The 17,867-nt window shown below is 70.1% G+C and carries 14 protein-coding genes and 1 tRNA gene; 6 read left to right on the forward strand and 9 right to left on the reverse strand.

Annotation, left to right across the window (positions count from 1 at the left end; genetic code table 11):
• Positions 1-195 precede the first annotated feature (195 nt).
• The 4 genes from OGL88_RS02325 to OGL88_RS02340 all read left to right on the forward strand — a co-directional run bounded on the left by OGL88_RS02325 (position 196) and on the right by OGL88_RS02340 (position 2,949).
• Entirely contained in the window at positions 196-891 is a 696-nt protein-coding gene (locus tag OGL88_RS02325; RefSeq protein WP_111085011.1) for a phosphocholine cytidylyltransferase family protein, read from the forward strand.
• A 44-nt stretch (positions 892-935) separates the two neighbouring features.
• Entirely contained in the window at positions 936-1,760 is an 825-nt protein-coding gene (locus OGL88_RS02330; RefSeq protein ID WP_374114415.1) for an ABC transporter permease, read from the forward strand.
• Complete coding sequence (locus tag OGL88_RS02335; protein ID WP_205464143.1) at positions 1,760-2,530, forward strand: ABC transporter ATP-binding protein; 771 nt, start codon at positions 1,760-1,762, stop codon at positions 2,528-2,530. The genes OGL88_RS02330 and OGL88_RS02335 overlap by 1 nt, the downstream gene beginning before the upstream one ends.
• A 116-nt stretch (positions 2,531-2,646) precedes the next feature.
• Positions 2,647-2,949, forward strand: a complete 303-nt coding sequence (locus OGL88_RS02340; protein WP_111085009.1) for a hypothetical protein — start codon at positions 2,647-2,649, stop codon at positions 2,947-2,949.
• Between the two features lie 17 nt (positions 2,950-2,966).
• On the opposite strand, the gene OGL88_RS02345 is transcribed toward OGL88_RS02340, so the two are convergent.
• The 5 genes from OGL88_RS02345 to OGL88_RS02365 all read right to left on the reverse strand — a co-directional run bounded on the left by OGL88_RS02345 (position 2,967) and on the right by OGL88_RS02365 (position 9,221).
• Complete coding sequence (locus OGL88_RS02345) at positions 2,967-4,199, reverse strand: CDP-glycerol glycerophosphotransferase family protein (protein WP_263089406.1); 1,233 nt, start codon at positions 4,197-4,199, stop codon at positions 2,967-2,969.
• 42 nt (positions 4,200-4,241) lie between these two features.
• Positions 4,242-5,165 carry a glycosyltransferase family 2 protein gene (locus tag OGL88_RS02350; RefSeq protein WP_263089407.1) on the reverse strand — a complete coding sequence of 308 codons (924 nt, stop codon included), beginning with the start codon at positions 5,163-5,165 and terminating at the stop codon, positions 4,242-4,244.
• The gene (locus OGL88_RS02355; protein WP_263089408.1) at positions 5,162-5,983 is read right to left on the reverse strand and encodes a CDP-alcohol phosphatidyltransferase family protein; all 822 of its coding nucleotides are present in this window, start codon (positions 5,981-5,983) and stop codon (positions 5,162-5,164) included. The genes OGL88_RS02350 and OGL88_RS02355 overlap by 4 nt, the downstream gene beginning before the upstream one ends.
• 4 nt (positions 5,984-5,987) lie before the next feature.
• Positions 5,988-7,031: a glycosyltransferase family 2 protein gene (locus OGL88_RS02360; RefSeq protein WP_123294079.1), complete on the reverse strand. Its 1,044-nt coding sequence runs from the start codon at positions 7,029-7,031 to the stop codon at positions 5,988-5,990.
• 183 nt (positions 7,032-7,214) lie between these two features.
• Positions 7,215-9,221: a S1C family serine protease gene (locus OGL88_RS02365; protein ID WP_263089409.1), complete on the reverse strand. Its 2,007-nt coding sequence runs from the start codon at positions 9,219-9,221 to the stop codon at positions 7,215-7,217.
• 191 nt (positions 9,222-9,412) lie between these two features.
• Between OGL88_RS02365 and OGL88_RS02370 the strand changes: the two genes are divergently transcribed.
• Positions 9,413-10,615 (forward strand): aminotransferase class I/II-fold pyridoxal phosphate-dependent enzyme, encoded by a 1,203-nt coding sequence (locus OGL88_RS02370; protein ID WP_263089410.1) that lies wholly within the window; start codon positions 9,413-9,415, stop codon positions 10,613-10,615.
• 149 nt (positions 10,616-10,764) lie between these two features.
• Here OGL88_RS02370 and OGL88_RS02375 read toward each other — a convergent pair whose 3' ends face one another.
• From OGL88_RS02375 to OGL88_RS17965, 4 genes are all read right to left on the reverse strand, one after another.
• Positions 10,765-11,724 carry a carbon-nitrogen hydrolase family protein gene (locus OGL88_RS02375; protein WP_263089411.1) on the reverse strand — a complete coding sequence of 320 codons (960 nt, stop codon included), beginning with the start codon at positions 11,722-11,724 and terminating at the stop codon, positions 10,765-10,767.
• A 102-nt stretch (positions 11,725-11,826) separates the two neighbouring features.
• Positions 11,827-11,903 (reverse strand) — tRNA-Met (locus OGL88_RS02380).
• Between the two features lie 63 nt (positions 11,904-11,966).
• Positions 11,967-14,933 (reverse strand): UPF0182 family membrane protein, encoded by a 2,967-nt coding sequence (locus OGL88_RS02385; RefSeq protein ID WP_263089412.1) that lies wholly within the window; start codon positions 14,931-14,933, stop codon positions 11,967-11,969.
• A 165-nt stretch (positions 14,934-15,098) separates the two neighbouring features.
• On the reverse strand, positions 15,099-16,208 hold the full coding sequence (locus tag OGL88_RS17965) for a YlbL family protein (RefSeq protein WP_263089413.1): 1,110 nt from the start codon (positions 16,206-16,208) through the stop codon (positions 15,099-15,101).
• A 152-nt stretch (positions 16,209-16,360) separates the two neighbouring features.
• Between OGL88_RS17965 and OGL88_RS02395 the strand changes: the two genes are divergently transcribed.
• Entirely contained in the window at positions 16,361-17,797 is a 1,437-nt protein-coding gene (locus OGL88_RS02395; protein ID WP_263089414.1) for a zinc-dependent metalloprotease, read from the forward strand.
• Positions 17,798-17,867 lie beyond the last annotated feature (70 nt).

Raw genomic sequence — 17,867 nt, forward strand, 5'->3', positions numbered from 1 at the left:
CGTATCATTCACCAGGGCACGAAGGAGTGTTCACCACTTGGAAACCTGCTCCGGCGGGCTCTCCGACACCGCGCAGCAGCCGGCCCCCGTGGCCCTCGGCGTCCGGTTCTCGGCGAACTCGGACGTTCCGCGAGCAGACTCGACGAGGCCCGCCCGTGCCCCAGGGCGCGCGGGCGGACACCAGAAGGGACCAGCATGACCACGCAGATCGTGATCCTCGCAGCGGGGATGGGCAGCCGGCTCGGCCGCAGCCTGCCGAAGCCGCTCACGGAGCTCAGTGACGGCCGCACCATCATGCAGCAGCAGTTCGACAACATCCGCGCCGCGTTCGGTTCGAGCGCCCGCGTGACGATCGTCGTCGGCTACAAGTCGGAGCACATCGTCGAGGCCTTCCCCGACGCGTCCTTCGTCTACAACGAGTCCTACGACTCCACCAACACCTCGAAGAGCCTGCTGCGCGCCCTCAAGGCGACCGGCAAGAGCGGTGTCCTCTGGATGAACGGCGACGTGGTCTTCGACCCGATGGCGCTCGTCCGTGCGGCCGACATGATCGACGAGGACCACTCGTTCGTCAGCGTCAACACCGACAAGGTCTCCGACGAAGAGGTCAAGTACACCGTCGACGCCGAGGGCTTCATCCACAAGCTCTCCAAGCAGGTCGTCGGCGGGCTCGGCGAAGCCGTCGGCATCAACTACGTGTCGGCGAACGACAAGCAGGCCCTCATCCGCCAGCTCGGTCGCGTCGACGACCAGGAGTACTTCGAGGGCGGCATCGAAGCTGCCATCGCCGAGGACGGGCTACGCTGGTCCCCGATCGACATCTCGGACCTGTACGCGGTCGAGATCGACTTCGCCGAGGACCTCGAGCGCGCGAACAACCTGTTCGCCTGAACCTCCGTCAGGACCCCTTCGGCGGTTCCGCCCGAAGGGAAACCGTGACCACAGCGAGCGCGCCGACCGTGCCCACGGCTGCCGCACCAGCGGCGACCCGGAGCGCCGGTCGGCGCTATCGTCATGCCCTCTGGCTGCTGACCGTCCGCGATCTCCGCGTCCGGTACTCGACGTCGGCGCTCGGGTACGTCTGGTCGATCCTCGACCCGCTCGTGATGTCGGCGATCTACTGGTTCGTCTTCACCCAGGTGTTCCACCGCGGCTCGGTCGGTGAAGACCCGTACATCGTCTTCCTGCTCTCCGCGCTGCTGCCGTGGATGTGGTTCACCGGGGGCGTCTCGGACTCCACACGGGCGTTCATCAAGGAGTCGAAGCTCATCCGCTCGACGACGATCCCCCGCACCATCTGGGTCGCGCGGATCGACGCGTCGAAGGGCATCGAGTTCCTGCTGAGCCTGCCGGTGCTGGCGGCGTTCGCGATCGCGACGGGTGCGCACCTGCACTGGCAGGTGGTCTTCTTCCCGCTGGCGATCGTGCTGCAGTGCGCGCTGGTGTACGGCCTCGGCCTGATCGTCGCGCCGCTCGTCGTCTTCTTCCGCGACCTCGAGCGTGCGACCAAGCTCGTCCTGCGCTTCCTGTTCTACGCATCGCCGATCATCTACGGCACGCACGCGCTGCCCGACGCCCTGCGACCGATCGCCGCGGTCAACCCGCTCACCGGCATCTTCGGGATGTACCGTGCCGCGTTCTTCCCGAGTCAGCTCGACTGGTTCGAGGTCGGGGCGTCGGTGGTCATCACGGGCATCGTCCTGGCGATCGGCTTCGCGGTGTTCCGACGCAGCGAGCACCGCGTGCTGAAGGAGCTGTGATGACCGCCACCGACCAGACCCGACGCACCGAGACCATCGCACCGGTGATCTCCGTGCGCGACGCCGGCATCTGCTTCAAGCGCAACCGACGTGCGAGCCGCAACTTCAAGGACCTCTTCGCCGGACGCGGCCGCCGCAAGCGTGCCGACGAGTTCTGGGCGCTCCGCAACGTGTCGTTCGACGTCCGTCCGGGCGAGGCGATCGGCGTCGTCGGTCGCAACGGTCAGGGCAAGTCCACGCTCCTGAAACTCGTGGCCCAGGTGATGCTGCCGGACGAGGGCCGGATCGACGTCGGGGCCGGTGTCGCGCCGCTCATCGAGATCACCGGTGGGTTCGTCGGCGACCTGTCCGTCCGCGACAACGTCTACCTCACCGCCGGCCTGCACGGCATGTCGCGCGCCGAGATCCGTGCCGCCTTCGACGAGATCATCGACTTCGCCGAGATCGCGGATTTCGTCGACACCCCGTACAAGCACCTGTCGAGCGGCATGAAGGTGCGCATCGCGTTCGCGGTCATCTCGCGGCTCGACGAGCCCGTCATCCTGGTGGACGAGGTCCTCGCCGTCGGCGACAAGGCCTTCCGCGAGAAGTGCTACAAGCGGATCGAGGAGCTCCTGGCCGGCGGGCGGACGCTCTTCTTCGTGTCCCACAGCGACAAGGACCTGCGCCGCTTCTGCGACCGCGGTCTGTACCTCGACAAGGGCCGGCTGCAGCTCGACGGCACCATCGAGGAAGCGCTGGCGCAGTACTCCGCCGACTACGGCGTCTGACCGGTCGGGTACTCCCCCTCCACAACCAGGGCACCACGGTGTCCCCTCCACAGCGACGGGTTCCCCGGTGCTGCGCCGGGGCCCCACCGTCGGACCCTCCCCCTAGCGTTCCCCCCATGCACCACCCAGCACCCGCGTACGCCGTCCCGTTCACCATCGACCGCTCGCAGGCCCCGCGCCGGTACGACCTCGTCAACACCGGGGACGAACCGGTCGACGGGCTGACCCTCACCCACCTCGGCAACGGCTACAGCCCGCCGTTGGCAGTGCACCGGCTCGAACCGGGTCGACGTCTGTCCGTCGCCGTGTTCGGCGCGGATCCGCAGGACACCGGCGTCGTGATCGTCCGCTGGCGCCGCCCGGACCGCTCCGAGTACGTGTGGCGGATGTCACTGGTCGGTCAGGGGCTGCACCCGTGACCGTGTCCGGCCGGGGCTCAGCGTTCGCCGCGCTCGGCAGCGACGGTGCGCCAGCGCTCCAGCAGCCACTCGACGGCGGCGTGGAACCGGGCCGTCGCGGCACCGGGCGTGGTGTCGCCGAAGTAGCGCGCAACCCACTGCTGCAGCTTGGCGAGCTCGGCGGCGTCCCCCACGGCGGCGTCGATCCGCGCGAGCACCGACGGTGCGTCGGCCGCGGTCAGCCAGTTGGCGTCGCTCAGGTAGCCCCGCTCGTCCACGTCCGCCTCCGGCGACACCGGGCGAGTCACGATCAGGGGCTTCCCGACCGCCAGGCGGTCGTAGATCATCGCGCTGATGTCGGTGATCGCCACGTCGGCGTCGGCCAGCTGCCAACCGAGCTCCCCGCCCTCGTCGTGCACGTGGTGCGCGGTGGGGTCGGCCGCGTTCGCCGCCGTGATCGCCGCGACGATCCGCTCGTGCGCAGCACGGTACGCCGGGTCCAGCACGCCGCTCCGCGGGTGCGGTCGGTACACCAGGCGGTGCCGGGGCGACGCGAGCACCTGCTCGGCGATGGTGGTGCCGTGGGACGCGATCGAGCCGTACGCAGCGGCGCCGCGGTCGCCCTCCCACGTCGGTGCGTACAGCACGACGGTGCGCTCGTCGGCGGGGTACGGTGCCGCGCCGGCGAAGTGATCGGCCTGGGGACGGCCGATCGCGATGGTCCTGGCGTCGAGGTCGTAGTCCCACAGCGCCTCGGCGAGCCGGCCACGCGCGGCGTCCCCGGCGATCAACGCGTAGTCGTACGCCTTGAACTGGTTCGTCGTCATGTACATCTTGTCGCTCTCGCCGTGGTTGACGAAGACGTGCCACATGCGCCCGTACCGCATCATCTGGAAGTTGCGGGCGTTCTGGTTGACGTACAGCACCACCTTCGGCGCCTGGGTCTCGACGAACTGCTCCAGGTCGACGACCTGACGGGCGTACACCGCGGGGACCGGCGACTCGTCGATGAGCGTGGTCATGGTGCCCGGGCTGCGCGCGATGATCGCGACCGGGTGCGTCTTCGCCAGTTCGGCCAGCGGCGCGTACCACTGGCGCACCTGGTACATGTTCACGGGGCCGTCGGCGAAGTACACCGCGATCTCGACCGTGCCGGGCGCCGGCACCGGCACCGACGGCAGGCGACGGGCGAGCGCCCGGCGACTCCGGCGCGAGGCGAGCAGGCGCTGGGCCAGGCGCACGGCGGTCCGCACGTCACTGGTGATCGGCATGGACTGTCTCCCGTTCTGCGGTGGCGGTGTGGTTCGGGGCGGTCAGACGACGGGCGGGCGCCCGGCGAGCGTCATCCGTGCGACGGTCAGCCAGCTCATCGGTCGGGTCGGCCCGCAGTCGGTGGTCCATCCCTCGCGGATCCCGGCGAACCAGGTCGCCAGGCGTCGCGGGTGCCGCCACCAGCGCGCGACCTGGATCGCGGCCCACGAGCCGACGTAGAGCGGCCGGAGCGGTGCCGGCAGGTTCCGTCGGGCCAGCCACACCCGGTTGCGGGCGTTCAGGCGGTAGTACTCGGTGTGCCGCGCCGGGTCGATGGCCGGGTGGTGGGCGACCAGGTCGCCGGCGTACCAGGCACGTCGACCGGCGTCCCACACGCGCCACGCGAGTTCGATGCCCTCGTGCGCGTAGAAGTACTTCGCGCCCCATCCCCCGACGACCCGGTACACGTCCATCGGCAGCACGACGGCGCCCTCCCACACCGAGAACACCGGCGACGAGTGGTCTGGCTCGCCCTTGCGGATGCGCGGGACCCAGCGCCGCGGATTGGCGGCACCGGTCGGGTCGACCACGCGCGGCTGGAGCAGTCCGAGCGAGGGGTCGCGTTCGAAGCGGCCGACGGCGTCCTGCAGAAACGTCACCGAGGGGATCGAGGCGTCGTCGTCCAGGAAGAACACGTAGTCCCCGTCGACGACCGCGGCACCGGCGTTGCGGCCAGCCGGGATCCCGAGGTTCTCCGGCAGCGCCAGCGTCCGCACCCCTTCCGGCAGGCCGGTCGGCTCCCAGCCGTTGCCGACGCAGACCACGTCGAGTTCGACGCCCTGCTGCGCGAGCACGCTGTCGAGCCCGCGGCGCAGGTCGTCGGGCCGGGTGCCCTGCGACAGGCTCACGACGGCGACGCGCGGTCGCTGCGGGTGCGCGACCGCGTGGCGACGAACGGTGCTCGGGGTCACCGCGTCGTCGGTCATGCCTTGACCCGCTTGGACGCGATGATCGCCAGGAAGTGCCCGACGGTCGCCAGCACCGCCAGGGGCAGCAGCGCGCCGACCAGGATCCGGCTGGCGAGCGTGTCGCCGATCGCCAGTCCGATGAGCGCGAACAGGAACGCGAGCATGCTGAGCTCGACCGAGTGGTACAGGCGGTGGAACGGCAGGAACCGGGCCAGGCGGCGGAGCGAGGCGAGCTTCCGGCCGGACGGCGCGGTCGAGGCGTCGCGTCGGTCGACGAGTTTGTCGAGTCCCGCGTTCGCCCGGGCGACGTGCACCATGTCGTTGAGGGCCTTGTTGAGCACGATGACCAGACCGAGTGCGCAGCCGATCGTGGTCCACATCCAGTCGGCGCCGTGGATCGGCCAGGTGGCGGCTCGGCTGCCCAGCGCGACCGGGATCAGTCCCTCGGTCGTGTAGTGCCCGACCTTGTCCAGGAACACCCCGGCGGGCGAGCGGGTGCCACGCCACCGTGCGACCTCGCCGTCGCAGCAGTCCACGAGCATCTGCAGCTGTCCGAGCACCAGGGCGAGCGCTGCGCCCCAGATGCCGGGGATGAGCAGGGCCGCGGCGATGCTCCACCCGACCAGGATCATCAAGCCGGTCACCTGGTTGGCGCTGACGCGGGTCTTCAGCAGCACCCAGGTCAGGTAGGGCGAGACGTCGCGCAGGTACAGCGAAGCCGTCCAGTGCTCGGCGTTGGCGCGGGCGCGGACCTCGTCCGGCTGGGCGACGGCACGCAACTCGGCGATCGACGTCGGGCGTGCGGAGCCGCGGCCGTGGGTGGCGTGGTCGGTCATGGGGTCACCGTCCGGTGTGGGTGGTCAGCTCAGAGGTGCGGGTGAGGAACCCGATGATGAAACCGAGCCCCCATCCCACGTGGATGCAGGGCAGCACCACGAGCAGCCAGAGGAAGGTCGCCACCCCGGACCGGCGCGCGACGGCGACCGACCCGAGGACGACGAAGAGCAGGTACACGGCGGGCACGGCGAACCCGAGCAGCGCCCAGGCGACCGGGCTGCCGAGGGCCGCACCGACGACACCGACGACGCCGGCCAGGATCCCGACGGCCATGGCGGCGACCATCGCGGGCGGCACGAAGTACCGCAGGCCGTTGTTCGCGGGGAACCGACGGGCGAGCTCGCCGCGCCACAACCCGGTCGCGACGAACTGCCGCACCAGGCGCTTCAGGCTCGGCCGCGGGCGGTAGGTGACGACCAGCTCGGGCGTGAACCACACCGTGCCGCCGGTCTGGCGCAGACGCCGGTTGAGTTCCCAGTCCTGACCGCGCTTGATGCCCTCGTCGAACAGGCCGACCTCGAACAGGCGGTCGCGACGGAAGACGCCGAGGTACGCGGTCTCTGCGGGGCCGGCGGTCCCACCGACGTGGTGCGGGGTGCCGCCGAGTCCGACGCGGCTGCCGTACGCCAACGCGACGGCCCGCTCGAACGGGCTACGGCCCTCGGCGCGCATGATGCCGCCGACGTTGTCCGCACCGGACTCGAGCAGGGTGCGGACCGCGATGCGCGTGTAGTCCGGGGGCAGCACCGAGTGCGCGTCGACGCGGACCACCACGGGGTGCACCGACGCCGTGATCGCGACGTTCAGTCCGGCCGGCGTGGAACCGACCGGGTTGTCGATCGCCCGGATGCGTGGGTCGGCCGCGCTCATCTCGGCCACGAGTTCGTTCGTACCGTCGATCGAGGGGCCGAGCGCGAGGATGACCTCGAACACGCCGGTGTAGTCCTGGTCGAGCAGGCTGGCGACCGCAGCGCGGACCTCGGTGACCTCGTTGAGCACGGGCATCACGTACGAGACGCCCGGCAGGGGCTGTCCGTCTGTCTGCATGCGTACCTCGGGGTGCTGGCTGGGTGCACGGGACGCACCGGGGCGGTGCCGCCCCGCAGAGCGACCATGAGCCTATCAAGACCCGAACCCGGAACCTGCGGGGCGCCCGCGACGCGACCCGCCGACGGACGGGAGGCCCGGCGCACGTCGTGCACCGGGCCTCCCGTCGTGTCCGTGGTGGCGTCAGCCCTTGCTGTCGTACGTGCCCAGGGTCACGTCCGCCTCGCGGGTCTGGCCGTTCCGGAGGTAGCTGATCGTCGTCGATGCGCCACCCGCGAAGTAGCGGACCTGCGCCGTCAGGTCGGTGGCGTCCGAGACGGTCGCCGAACCGATCTTCGTGACGACGTCGCCCTTCTGCAGACCGGCCTTGGCCGCCGCACCGCCGGACGAGACCGACTTGATGAGCGCACCCATCTGGGTCGCGCTCGCGTTCTCCGAGGCGTCGCCGACGGTGGCACCGAGCAGGCCGTGCGTGGCCGAGCCCTTGTCCTTGATCTCGTTCGCGACGCGCTTCACCAGGTTCGACGGGATCGAGAAGCCGACGCCGATGCTGCCGGCCGCCGAGTCCGACGACGACGAGCTGCCAGCCGAGGCGATGGCCACGTTGATGCCGATCAGCTTGCCCTTCGCGTCGAGCAGGGCGCCACCGGAGTTGCCCGGGTTGATCGACGCGTCGGTCTGGATGACGGGCAGCGAGACCGTCGTGTTCGCGGACGAACTGCTGCCGTTGTCGCCGTTGCCCCAGAAGTCGAACGGGCCGCTGCCGCCGTTGCCGCCCTCGTTGGAGTCGCCACCCTCGCTGGGAGCGCTCGACGTGACCTGGATGCTGCGGTTCAGGGTCGAGACGATGCCGTCCGTGACCGTGTTCGACAGACCCAGGGGCGCACCGATCGCGACCGCGGTGTCACCGACGTTGAGCTTCGTGGAGTCCGCGAACTCCATCGGCTTGAGGTCGGTCGCGTCGATCTTGATGACTGCGAGGTCGACCGTCGGGTCGGTGCCGATGAGCTTGCCCTCGTAGATCTTGCCGTTCGAGGTCGTCACGGTGATCGAACCGTTCGAGCTGTCGCCGTCGAGCGTCACCACGTGGGTGTTCGTGACGATGTAGCCGTCCTTGCTCATCACGACGCCCGAACCGGTGCCGGCCTCGTTGCTGGACGACACGTTGATCGTCACGACCGACGGCGTCGCCTGAGCAGCGACCGCGGTGACGACGGTCGCGGAGTCGTAGTCGTTGACCGTGAGGTTGCCGCCCTGCGACGAACCGGACGACGACGTGACGGTGCCGCCCTGCGACGACCCGGCGAGCCACCCGGCGCCGCCGCCGACCAGACCCGCGACGACCAGTCCGGCGATGATCGGGAGGACGAGCTTGCTGCGACCGGAGCGGGTGGTGGTCGTGGTGGCCGCTGCACCCGCTGTCCCGTCGGCGAAGTAGTGGCCGTTGCGCTGGTTCGCGCCGTCCACGTCGCCGAAGGCGCTCGTGGCGGACTGCGGCGCCTGTGCCGACGCCGTCGCGTACTCCGACGAGGACGCGGGGGCAGCAGCAGATGCCGGCTGGGCGTACTCGCCGTACCGCGGCTGGCCCGCGGTCGGCTGCTGGCCGTACTGCGGCTGCTGGTTCTGGCCGTACTGGCTCTGCTGGCCGTACTGGCCCTGCTGGCCGTACTGGCCCTGCCCGTACTGGGACTGCTGGTTCGGCTGGTTCTGGCCGTACTGGCTTTGCTGGCCGTACGGGGACTGCTGGCCGTACGGGGACTGCTGGGACTGTCCGTACTGGCTCGGCTGGGCCTGGCCGTGCCCGCTCGTCTGGTCGGCCGCGGGCTGCTGGCCGTACTGGGCCGCCTGCCCGTACGGCGAGGTCTGCTGGCCGTACCCGGCCGGCTGCTGGCCGGCATCGCGCTGCTGGTCGCCCGAGAGCGTGGGGTACGGAGCCGTGTAGCGGTCCGTGGGGTGGTCGGTCGCCGACGGGATCACGTCGGTGTGGTCGGCGTTCGTGGCGTCGTCGGACGGAGCCGTGTGCTGCGCGGCGTCGTCGGACCGCTCGGCGTCGTTGAACTGCTCGGAGTCGTTCGGCATCGACGTGTTCCCCTTCGTGGCCGCTGCGGCGGCGTCCTCACTGGCGGCAGGCGATGCCGCATCGTCCGGACGGCGGTCGTCGCCCTGCCCGTTGGGCGTGGTGTCGGTCATGCTGGACGTGCTCCTTTCAAGCTCGTGCAGTCTGTCGCAACCACCTGAGCGGTGCTTCTGGCGACGCTGGAAGCATCCTCTGCCGATCTTATGCGTGGGCTGTGGGTCCGTCCCCGGATCGCCGTCGGACGGCCAGCTAGGTTGGGGTCCGTTCAGCGCGACACGTCGTCGCCGTCACCGGAGGGAACCACATGCGGCAGGCAGGACCCTGGTTGCGAGCAGCCGAGGGAGCGATGCTCCTGGGACCCGACGGCGTCCCGGCGCCCACCGTCTTCGCCGAGATGAGCGCCCTCGCCGCGAGCACCGGCGCGATCAACCTCGGGCAGGGCTTCCCCGACCAGGACGGCCCCACCGAGGTGCTCGAGGCCGCCGTCCGCGCCATCAGGGACGGCGTCAACCAGTACCCGCCCGGACGCGGGACAGCCGACCTCCGCACCGCCGTGGCCGAACACCAGCAGCGGTGGTACGGCCTCGGGGTCGACCCCGACCGACAGGTCCTGGTCACCGCCGGCGCCACCGAAGCACTCGCCGCGACGCTCCTCGCCCTGGTCGAACCGGGCGACGAGGTCATCACGTTCGAACCGTTCTACGACGCCTACGGTGCGCTCGTCCGGCTCGCCGGCGGCACCCACGTCACCGTGCCCCTCACCGCTCCGGACTTCCTGCCGGACGAGGACACCCTGCGCGCCGCGTTCACCGACCGCACCCGCGTCGTGCTCGTCAACACGCCGCACAACCCGACCGGCCGGGTCCTGCCCGACCAGGTCCTGCGCACGATCGTGGAGCTCGCGACGCGGTACGACGCCCTCATCGTCACCGACGAGGTCTACGAGCACCTGACGTTCACCGTCCCGCACACGCCGATCGCGACACTGCCCGGAGCCGCCGAGCGCACGGTCTCGATCTCGAGCGCCGGCAAGACCTTTAGCACCACCGGTTGGAAGATCGGCTGGCTCACTGCTCCCCCGACGCTCGTCGACGCGATCACGACGGTGAAGCAGTACCTGACCTTCGTCAACGGCGCACCGTTCCAGCCGGCCGTCGCCGTCGGGCTGCGGTTGCCCGACGCCGTCTTCGCCGGGATCGCCGCCGAACTCGCCGCCAAGCACGAACTGCTCGCCTCGGGGCTCCGGTCAGCGGGCTTCGACGTCATGCGGCCGGACGGCGGGTACTTCGTGATCGCTGACTCCGCGCCGCTCGGGTACGACGACGCACGGGCCTTCTGTCTGGAGCTGCCCGCCCTGGCCGGGGTCGTCGGCGTGCCAGTGTCGGCCTTCGTTCGGCCGGACCACGCCGCGGGCTACCGGTCCCTCGTGCGCTTCGCGTTCTGCAAGCGCCGCTCCGTCCTCGCGGACGCCGCCGACCGCCTGGCACAGTTGGGCTCTGGCGCGTAGCGAGACGGTCCGCCCGTGGGAGGACGTTCCGCGCACGGGAGGACGTCCCGCCTGTGGGAGGACGTCCCGCGCGTGGGAGGCCGGATGTTCCTGCCCTCCACGCGCGTTGTGGCATTGCAGGGCGACCGCGATGGGACGGAACGCGCCTGTCAGGGGCGAGCCGTGCCTCCTGGCTGGGCGCGCAGCGCGACGTCGTACCGGCGGAGTGCCAGCGACGGGTTGACCTGCCGGACCGCGTCGGTCACGGCGGTGTCGACGGTCGCGACGAGCGTGCCGGGCGAGGAGCCGGCCGACGCCACGGCGACACCGGAGGGGTCGAGCACCACCGAGGCGCCGATGCCGATCGGCGGCGTCTGGCCGACACCGACGACCCACACGGTGTTCTCGATCGCCCGCGCGGTGAGCAGGGTCCGCCAGTGGTGCTCCTTGCCGGGGCCACGCACCCACTCGGCCGGCAGCACGACGACGTCGGCCGCACCGTGCTCGGGTGCAGCCAGCCGGCGGGTGACCTCGGGGAAGCGCAGGTCGTAGCAGGTCTCGAGCCCGATCCGGAGGCCTTCGAACTCGAAGACCGGCAGCTGCTCCGGGTCGCCGGACTCGATGCGGTCGGACTCCCGTGACCCGAACGCGTCGTAGAGGTGCACCTTCCGGTAGGTCGCCGCGAGCTCACCGGTGGGGAGCACCGCGACCAGGGTGTTGCGGAAGCGCGTGGGTACGTCCGCCGGCGCGGCGCCGGTCGTCGCGGCGCCGGTCGTCACGGCGCCGGTCGTCACGGCGCCGGTCGTCTCGGCGCCGGTCGTCACGGCGCCGGTCATCTCGGCGTCGGTCGTCTCGGCGTCGGTCGTCTCGGCGATCCCGACGACGAGCGCGACCCCGGTGTCGCGGGCGATGTCGCGGAGCCCGGAGACGAACGGGCCGTCCAGCGGTTGCGCTGCGGCGACGAACCGGTCGTCGATGTCGGCGGTGAAGTACGACGAGTACTCCGGCGTGACGAGCAGGGCCGCTCCCCGCGCCGCTGCGTCGGCTGCGGCGGTCCGGACGGTCTCGAGGTTGGCTTCCGGGTCGTCCACGGGAGCGAACTGCGCGGCGGCGATCGTGAGGGTGCCCATTCGCCGAGCGTACCGGCGGGCTCCGGAACGCACGCGTGCTGGAACAGGTCCACGAACGAGGAAAGCCCCGGTCCATTCGGACCGGGGCTTTCCTGTGACGCTTGGTTGCGGGGGCAGGATTTGAACCTACGACCTCTGGGTTATGAGCCCAGCGAGCTACCGAACTGCTCCACCCCGCGGCACGTTGAATAGCCTACACACGGTCGTGGCGGGGCACAAATCGTGTGCCCCGCCACGGCGTGTCAGCTGCCGTCTTCGGCTGCGGTCGCGGCCTCGATCGCGTCCTGCAGGCGCTTGTCGGCCTCGGCAGCGGCCACCAGATCGTTGTCGGCGTAGGCGTCCTGACGGTCCTGCAGTGCGGCCTTCGCGTCGGACAGCGCCTTCTGGAGCGCGTCGTTGTCGACGGTGCCCGAGCCGGACGAGCCACCGGTCGAACCGGAACCCGAATCGGAGCCGGAGCCGGCGTCGGACGAGCCCGAACCGGAGTCGCTCCCCGAACCACTGGCATCGGAGTCTCCGGCAGCAGCACCCGAATCACCGCCGAACAGCGAGTTGAGCGCCTCGTCGAGGGTGTCCTCGAACGCGATCTTGTCGCCGAACGCGACGAGCACCTTCTGCAGCAGCGGGTACGAACCGCTCGACGTCGACTGGACGTACACGGGCTGCACGTACAGGAAGCCGCCGCCGACCGGCAGGGTGAGCAGGTTGCCCTGCTTCACCGTCGAGTTGCCGCGCTTCAGGATGTTCAGCTCCTGCGACACCGTGGTGTCCGAGTTGAACAGGTTCTGCACCTGCGCCGGGCCCGGGATGTTGTCGGTCTTCGGCATCGTCAGCAACGTGAGCTTGCCGTAGCCCGACGCCTTCTTGCCCTTGCCCGCACCTCCCGCGTCGGAGTCGGCGGCCAGGTACCCCGTCAGCACGTTGCGGTTGTTCGCACCGGCGGATTGCTGAGGGATGTAGGTCGTGTACAGGTTGTACGCGGTCTCCTGCCCCGGCACCTTCATCGTCAGGTAGTACGGATCCTGCAGGTTCGCCTTGCTCGCGGTCGTCGTCGTCTGCGCGCCCAGGGCGTTCGTGGTCGTCGACGTGTCGGCGGCGCTCGCATCCGTGTCGGTCGACCCCGTGGTGGTGGGTTCCTGTGGCGTGTTCCACGCGTCGTCACCCGAGTAGAACGAGTTCGCGTTCGTCACGTGGTACGTGCCGAGGATCGACCGCTGCACCTTGAACAGGTCCGTCGGGTACCGGACGTGGTCCAGCAGCTCGGCGCTCATGCTCGACACCGACTTCACCGACGTCGGGAAGATCTTCTCCCACGTCTTCAGCACCGGGTCCTTGGTGTCCCACGCGTAGAGGGTCACCTTGCCCGTGTAGGCGTCGACCGTGGCCTTCACCGAGTTGCGGATGTAGTTCACCTGGTCGGTGCGGTACGCCGAGGACTCCGAACCGGCGATGCTGTCCGACAGGCTCTGGCTCTGCGAGTACGGGTAGGCGTCGCTCGTCGTGTAGCCGTCGACGACCCACTGGATGCGGTGGTCGACGATCGCCGGGTAGGCGTCGCTGTCGACCGTCAGGTACGGAGCGACCTTCTGGACACGCGTGATCGGGTCGCGGTCGTAGAGGATCTGCGAGTCCTTGTTGACCGCGTCCGACAGCAGGACCTGCTCCGACTGGAACTTCGCCGCGTAGACGAGTCGGTTGAAGAAGTTGCCCACGCTCGGTCCGCCGTCGCCGGAGTACGTCGTGGTGGCGTTGCCGCCGTTGTCGTCGTCGGATCCGGACGGGTAGTCGAGCTCGACGTCCTTCGAACCCTTCGGCGCGCCGACGATCGAGTACGCCGGCGAGGTCTCGCCGAAGTACACGCGCTGCTGGAAGTCACCCAGCGCACCGTTCGAGGGGATGCCCGACTCGAGGAAGACCGGCTTGCCGTCGCTCGCGCGCTGGTTGCCGAAGGCCGCGGTCACGCCGTAGCCGTGGGTGTACACGAACGCCCGGTTGTACTGGGTGTTCGCGGCGGAGCTCAGGCCGTCGAGGTCGATGTCACGCACCGCGATGACGGTGTCCTCGGTCTCGCCCTTGACGTCGTACCGGTCGACGTCGAGCTCGTCCGGGAACTGGTAGTACTGCCGGTACTGCTGCAGCTGGCTGAAGGTGTCGGAGACGATCTTCGGGTCGATGAGGCGGATGTTCGCCGTCGTCTGGGCGTCCTGCGCGAGGGCGCCGGAGCTGGCCTCGGTCGTGGCGTCGTAGTTCTGTTCCTTGACGTCGGAGACACCGTAGGCGTCACGCGTGGCCTTGATGTTCCGCTCGATGTACGCGGACTCGTAGGTACGCTCCGAGGGCTTGACCTGCAGGCGCTGGACGATCCAGGGGTAGACGCCCCCGATGACGATCGCGGCGACGAGCAACAGGCCGGTGCCGACGATCGAGATGCGCCAGCGGCCGATGACCGCGGTGACGATGAACAGGATCGCCACGATCGCCGCGATGCCCGCCATGATCTCGCGACCCGGGATGACCGCGTTGACCTCGGTGTACTGCGCGCCGGTGATGAGCGAGTTCGACTTGGTGAGCGCCGCGTACTGGTCGAGCCACAGGCTGACCGCCTGCAGCGCGATGTAGAGCGCGGCGGTGACGGCGAGCTGGATGCGCGCGGCACGGGAGATCCGGACTTCACGTCCCCCGAAGCGCAGCGCGCCGTACAGGTAGCAGGCAGCGAGGGCGGCGAGCCCCGCGATCAGCACCACGGCCGACGAGTACGCCACGATCGAGCGCCAGAACGGCAGTTCGAAGACGTAGAAGCCGATGTCCAGGCCGAACTGCGGGTCCGTCTTGCCGAACGGGGTCCGGTTGAAGTACTCGAGCACCATGCTCCAGCGCCCCGAGGTCGACAGCCCGGCGAAGATGCCGAGCACCACCGGGATGCCGATCATGACTGCGCGGCGCAGCGGTTCGATGACCTGCTGGTACCGGTCCAGCTGCGAGTTGAGCTTCGCGTAGACCGGGCGGTACCGGAAGGCCAGCCCGATGCTCAGGAAGACGGGCACCGCCATGCCCAGGAAGCCCGCGAGGAACATCAGGGTCCCTGCGATCCACCGCGTCGTGAGGACCTGCTGGAACCCGAGCTGCGCGAACCACGCGTAGTCGGTGTACAGGCTGGCGAAGATGAAGAAGCCGATCACCAGTGCGGCCAGCACGATGATCGTGACCACGATCGGGACTCGCGGCGAACGCCGCCCCGAGGTGGACGAGGTTGTCGTCACTTGATGTGCTCCAGACGTGTCGGACCGGCGGGCCCGGCTCGCGGCGGGCCGTCAGTGCACTGATCCTATTGGACCGGGCGGACTGTGAAACTGTGCGAGGACTCAGGAACCCGGTCAGGAACCGCAGCGAGCGAGCTCGGCGGTGCTCTTCCCGTCGGCGATGGTCTGCAGGTCGGTGACGGCCTGGTCGAGCGTCGACACCTTGTAGACGTCGAGCCCGTCCGGCACGTGCCCGACGACCTCGTCACAGTTGTCGGCCGGGGCGAGGAACACCGTCGCCCCCGCTTCCCGCGCTCCGTAGAGCTTCTGCCGGATGCCGCCGATGGCTCCGACCTCGCCGTCGGCGGTGATCGTGCCCGTCCCCGCGACGTGCTTGCCGCCGTTGAGCTTGCCGGGCGTGATCTCGTCGATGATCCCGAGCGCGAACATCATGCCGGCCGAGGGGCCGCCGACGTCCTGCAGCTTGATCGAGACGTCGAACGGGAAGTCGTACTTCTCCGTGACGCCGACGCCCAGGAGCGCGGTGCCCTGCTCGTCGCGCGGGGTCACCCGGACGTCCTTCGTCGCGCCGTCGCGCTCGATGGTGACGGTGGCCGGGGTCGACGTACCGTGCTTCGCGACGAGCTCCCGCAGCGAGGTGGCGTCGGCGTTCGTCGTGAGCGAGGTGCCGTCGAAGGCCGTGATGACGTCGCCCTTCTCGATCGGGAGGTCGGCAGCCGAACCCTTCTGCACCGTGCCGACCTCGAGCTCCGTCGGCAGGTCGTTGCCCTGCTGGATGAGTGCTGCGGCCACGGCGGACTGCTGCGACGCCTGCATGTCGGCGGAGTCCTGCTGGTTCACCTGCTCGGTCGTGGTGCCGGTCGGGTAGATCGCCTCGACCGGGATCACGGCCTCGGACTTCGTGAAGATCGCCCGGACGACGCTGGTCCACGACGGACGGTTCGTCGCGTCGCCCTGGATGCCGACCGTCAGCATGTCGAGCGCTCCGGCGGTGGGGTAGGTCTCGTGCCCGGACACCTGGATGAGCTTGACGTCCTTCGCGTCCTTGCCCGTCCCCTGCTTCTGGGTCCCGATGGTGTTGTAGACCGGTCCGGGGACCTCGATCAGGTACGGGCTCGGCAGCACGCTCGCCAGGATCCCCAGCACGACGGCACCGATCACGAACGCCCACCCGACGGTCCTGGCACGCGAACGACGACGGGGCGCGGGGGTGAAGAGGGTCACGCGGGGTCCTTCCAGGGGCGGTCGCCGGGCCTGACGGCGGGGCGGTCGTCCGCGCCGTGCGGCGGGACTGTTCGCCCTCGGCGCAGCGGTTCGGGCGTTCCCACGGGGGCATCCCAGGTGCGGCCCCGTGAGCAGCGATTAGCGTAGTCGGCATGCCTGATGAACCACAGCCGGGGCCGGACGACGACTTCCAGGAGATGCTGCGCAAGCTGCTCTCGGGCGAGGGCCAGATCGACCCGTCGCAGCTCGCCGGTGCAGCCGGCCTGCCGAACGACCCGGCCTTCGTCGCGAACCTGATGAGTCAGCTGCAGCGTGCCGCGCAGTCCGGCGGCGACGGCATCGACTTCTCCGCGACCGCCGAGCGCGCCACCGCGATCGCCCGTGAAGGCGGCCACGCCGTCGACCCGGTGGCCTCGCAGGCGGCCGACCAGGCGTTCCAGGTCGCCGCCCTCTGGTTGGACGAGGTCACGACCGTGGCCGAGCTCACCGCCACCCCGAGCCTGTACACGCGGGAGCAGTGGGCGAAGGCGACGGTTCCGGTGTGGACCCAGATCGCCGAGCCCGTGGCCTTCAGCATCGCCGATGCCCTGACCGAGGCCATCGACCAGCGTGCTCCGGAAGAACTCAAGGCGATGCTCGGCGACGTCTCGAAGGCGATGCGCGGTGTCGGCGGTGCCCTCTTCGCCATCCAGCTCGGCCAGGTCGTCGGTCAGCTGTCGAAGGAGGTGGTGTCCGGCGGCGACGTCGGTGTCCCGCTGCTGGACGAGCAGGTCGCTGCACTCCTGCCGCAGAACGTGGCCGAGTTCGCCGAGGGACTCGACGTCTCCGAGGACGAGGTCCGCATCTACCTGGCGGTCCGCGAACTCGCCCACGCACGGCTCTTCCGCTCGGCACGGTGGCTGCGACTGCACATCATCTCGTCGATCACGGACTACGCCCGGGGCATCCACATCCCCTTCGACCGCGTCGAGGAGCTCGCCGCGGACATCGACCCGACCAACCAGGAGCAGCTGCGCGACGCGCTCGCCTCGGGTGCGCTCATCCCGCCGCGCACGCCCGACCAGGACACCGCGCTGGCACGACTCGAGACCATGCTCGCGCTCGTCGAGGGCTGGGTCGACACGGTGACCGCCGCCGCCACCGTCCGGCTGCCGAAGAGCGGCGCCATCGCCGAGATGGTCCGCCGTCGCCGGGCAGCCGGAGGACCCGCCGAGTCCGCGTTCGCGACGCTCGTCGGCCTCGAACTCCGACCCCGCCGTCTGCGCGAGGCCGCCGCGATGTGGCAGCGGGTGACGGACGAACTCGGTGCCGAGCAGCGTGACGCGCTCTGGTCGCACTTCGACCTGGTCCCCACGTCCGAGGACGTCGACGCGCCGGACGCCCTGGTCGCCCGCCTGCGGAACCCCGCGCAGACGGAGGAGGACGACGCGTTCGACAAGGCGCTCGAGGACCTCCTCAACGACGCCACCGGCGCCCGTCCGCACGAGGACGAGTCCGGTCGGATCGACGACGGCGCCCCGGGCACCGACGGAACGGGCACCGACGAGAGCGGCACGGACGAGGACCGCCCCGGCGACCAGCCCCGCTGAGTCCAGCGCCGCCGAGTTCTCCACAGATCCACCACCCGGCCCCACGCGTGCCCCCGAGTCGGGCACCGTG

The sequence above is a fragment of the Curtobacterium sp. RIT-PI-V genome (assembly GCF_025642935.1).
Taxonomy (GTDB): domain Bacteria; phylum Actinomycetota; class Actinomycetes; order Actinomycetales; family Microbacteriaceae; genus Curtobacterium.

Coding starts and splice junctions, on each gene's coding strand:
- OGL88_RS02355 (WP_263089408.1), bottom strand. CDS start 5,983: ATGACCGACCACGCCACCCACGGCCGCGGCTCCGCACGCCCGACGTCG.
- OGL88_RS02365 (WP_263089409.1), bottom strand. CDS start 9,221: ATGACCGACACCACGCCCAACGGGCAGGGCGACGACCGCCGTCCGGAC.
- OGL88_RS02350 (WP_263089407.1), bottom strand. CDS start 5,165: ATGACCGACGACGCGGTGACCCCGAGCACCGTTCGTCGCCACGCGGTC.
- OGL88_RS02335 (WP_205464143.1), top strand. CDS start 1,760: ATGACCGCCACCGACCAGACCCGACGCACCGAGACCATCGCACCGGTG.
- OGL88_RS02360 (WP_123294079.1), bottom strand. CDS start 7,031: ATGCAGACAGACGGACAGCCCCTGCCGGGCGTCTCGTACGTGATGCCC.
- OGL88_RS02370 (WP_263089410.1), top strand. CDS start 9,413: ATGCGGCAGGCAGGACCCTGGTTGCGAGCAGCCGAGGGAGCGATGCTC.
- OGL88_RS02395 (WP_263089414.1), top strand. CDS start 16,361: ATGCCTGATGAACCACAGCCGGGGCCGGACGACGACTTCCAGGAGATG.
- OGL88_RS02345 (WP_263089406.1), bottom strand. CDS start 4,199: ATGCCGATCACCAGTGACGTGCGGACCGCCGTGCGCCTGGCCCAGCGC.
- OGL88_RS02375 (WP_263089411.1), bottom strand. CDS start 11,724: ATGGGCACCCTCACGATCGCCGCCGCGCAGTTCGCTCCCGTGGACGAC.
- OGL88_RS02340 (WP_111085009.1), top strand. CDS start 2,647: ATGCACCACCCAGCACCCGCGTACGCCGTCCCGTTCACCATCGACCGC.
- OGL88_RS02325 (WP_111085011.1), top strand. CDS start 196: ATGACCACGCAGATCGTGATCCTCGCAGCGGGGATGGGCAGCCGGCTC.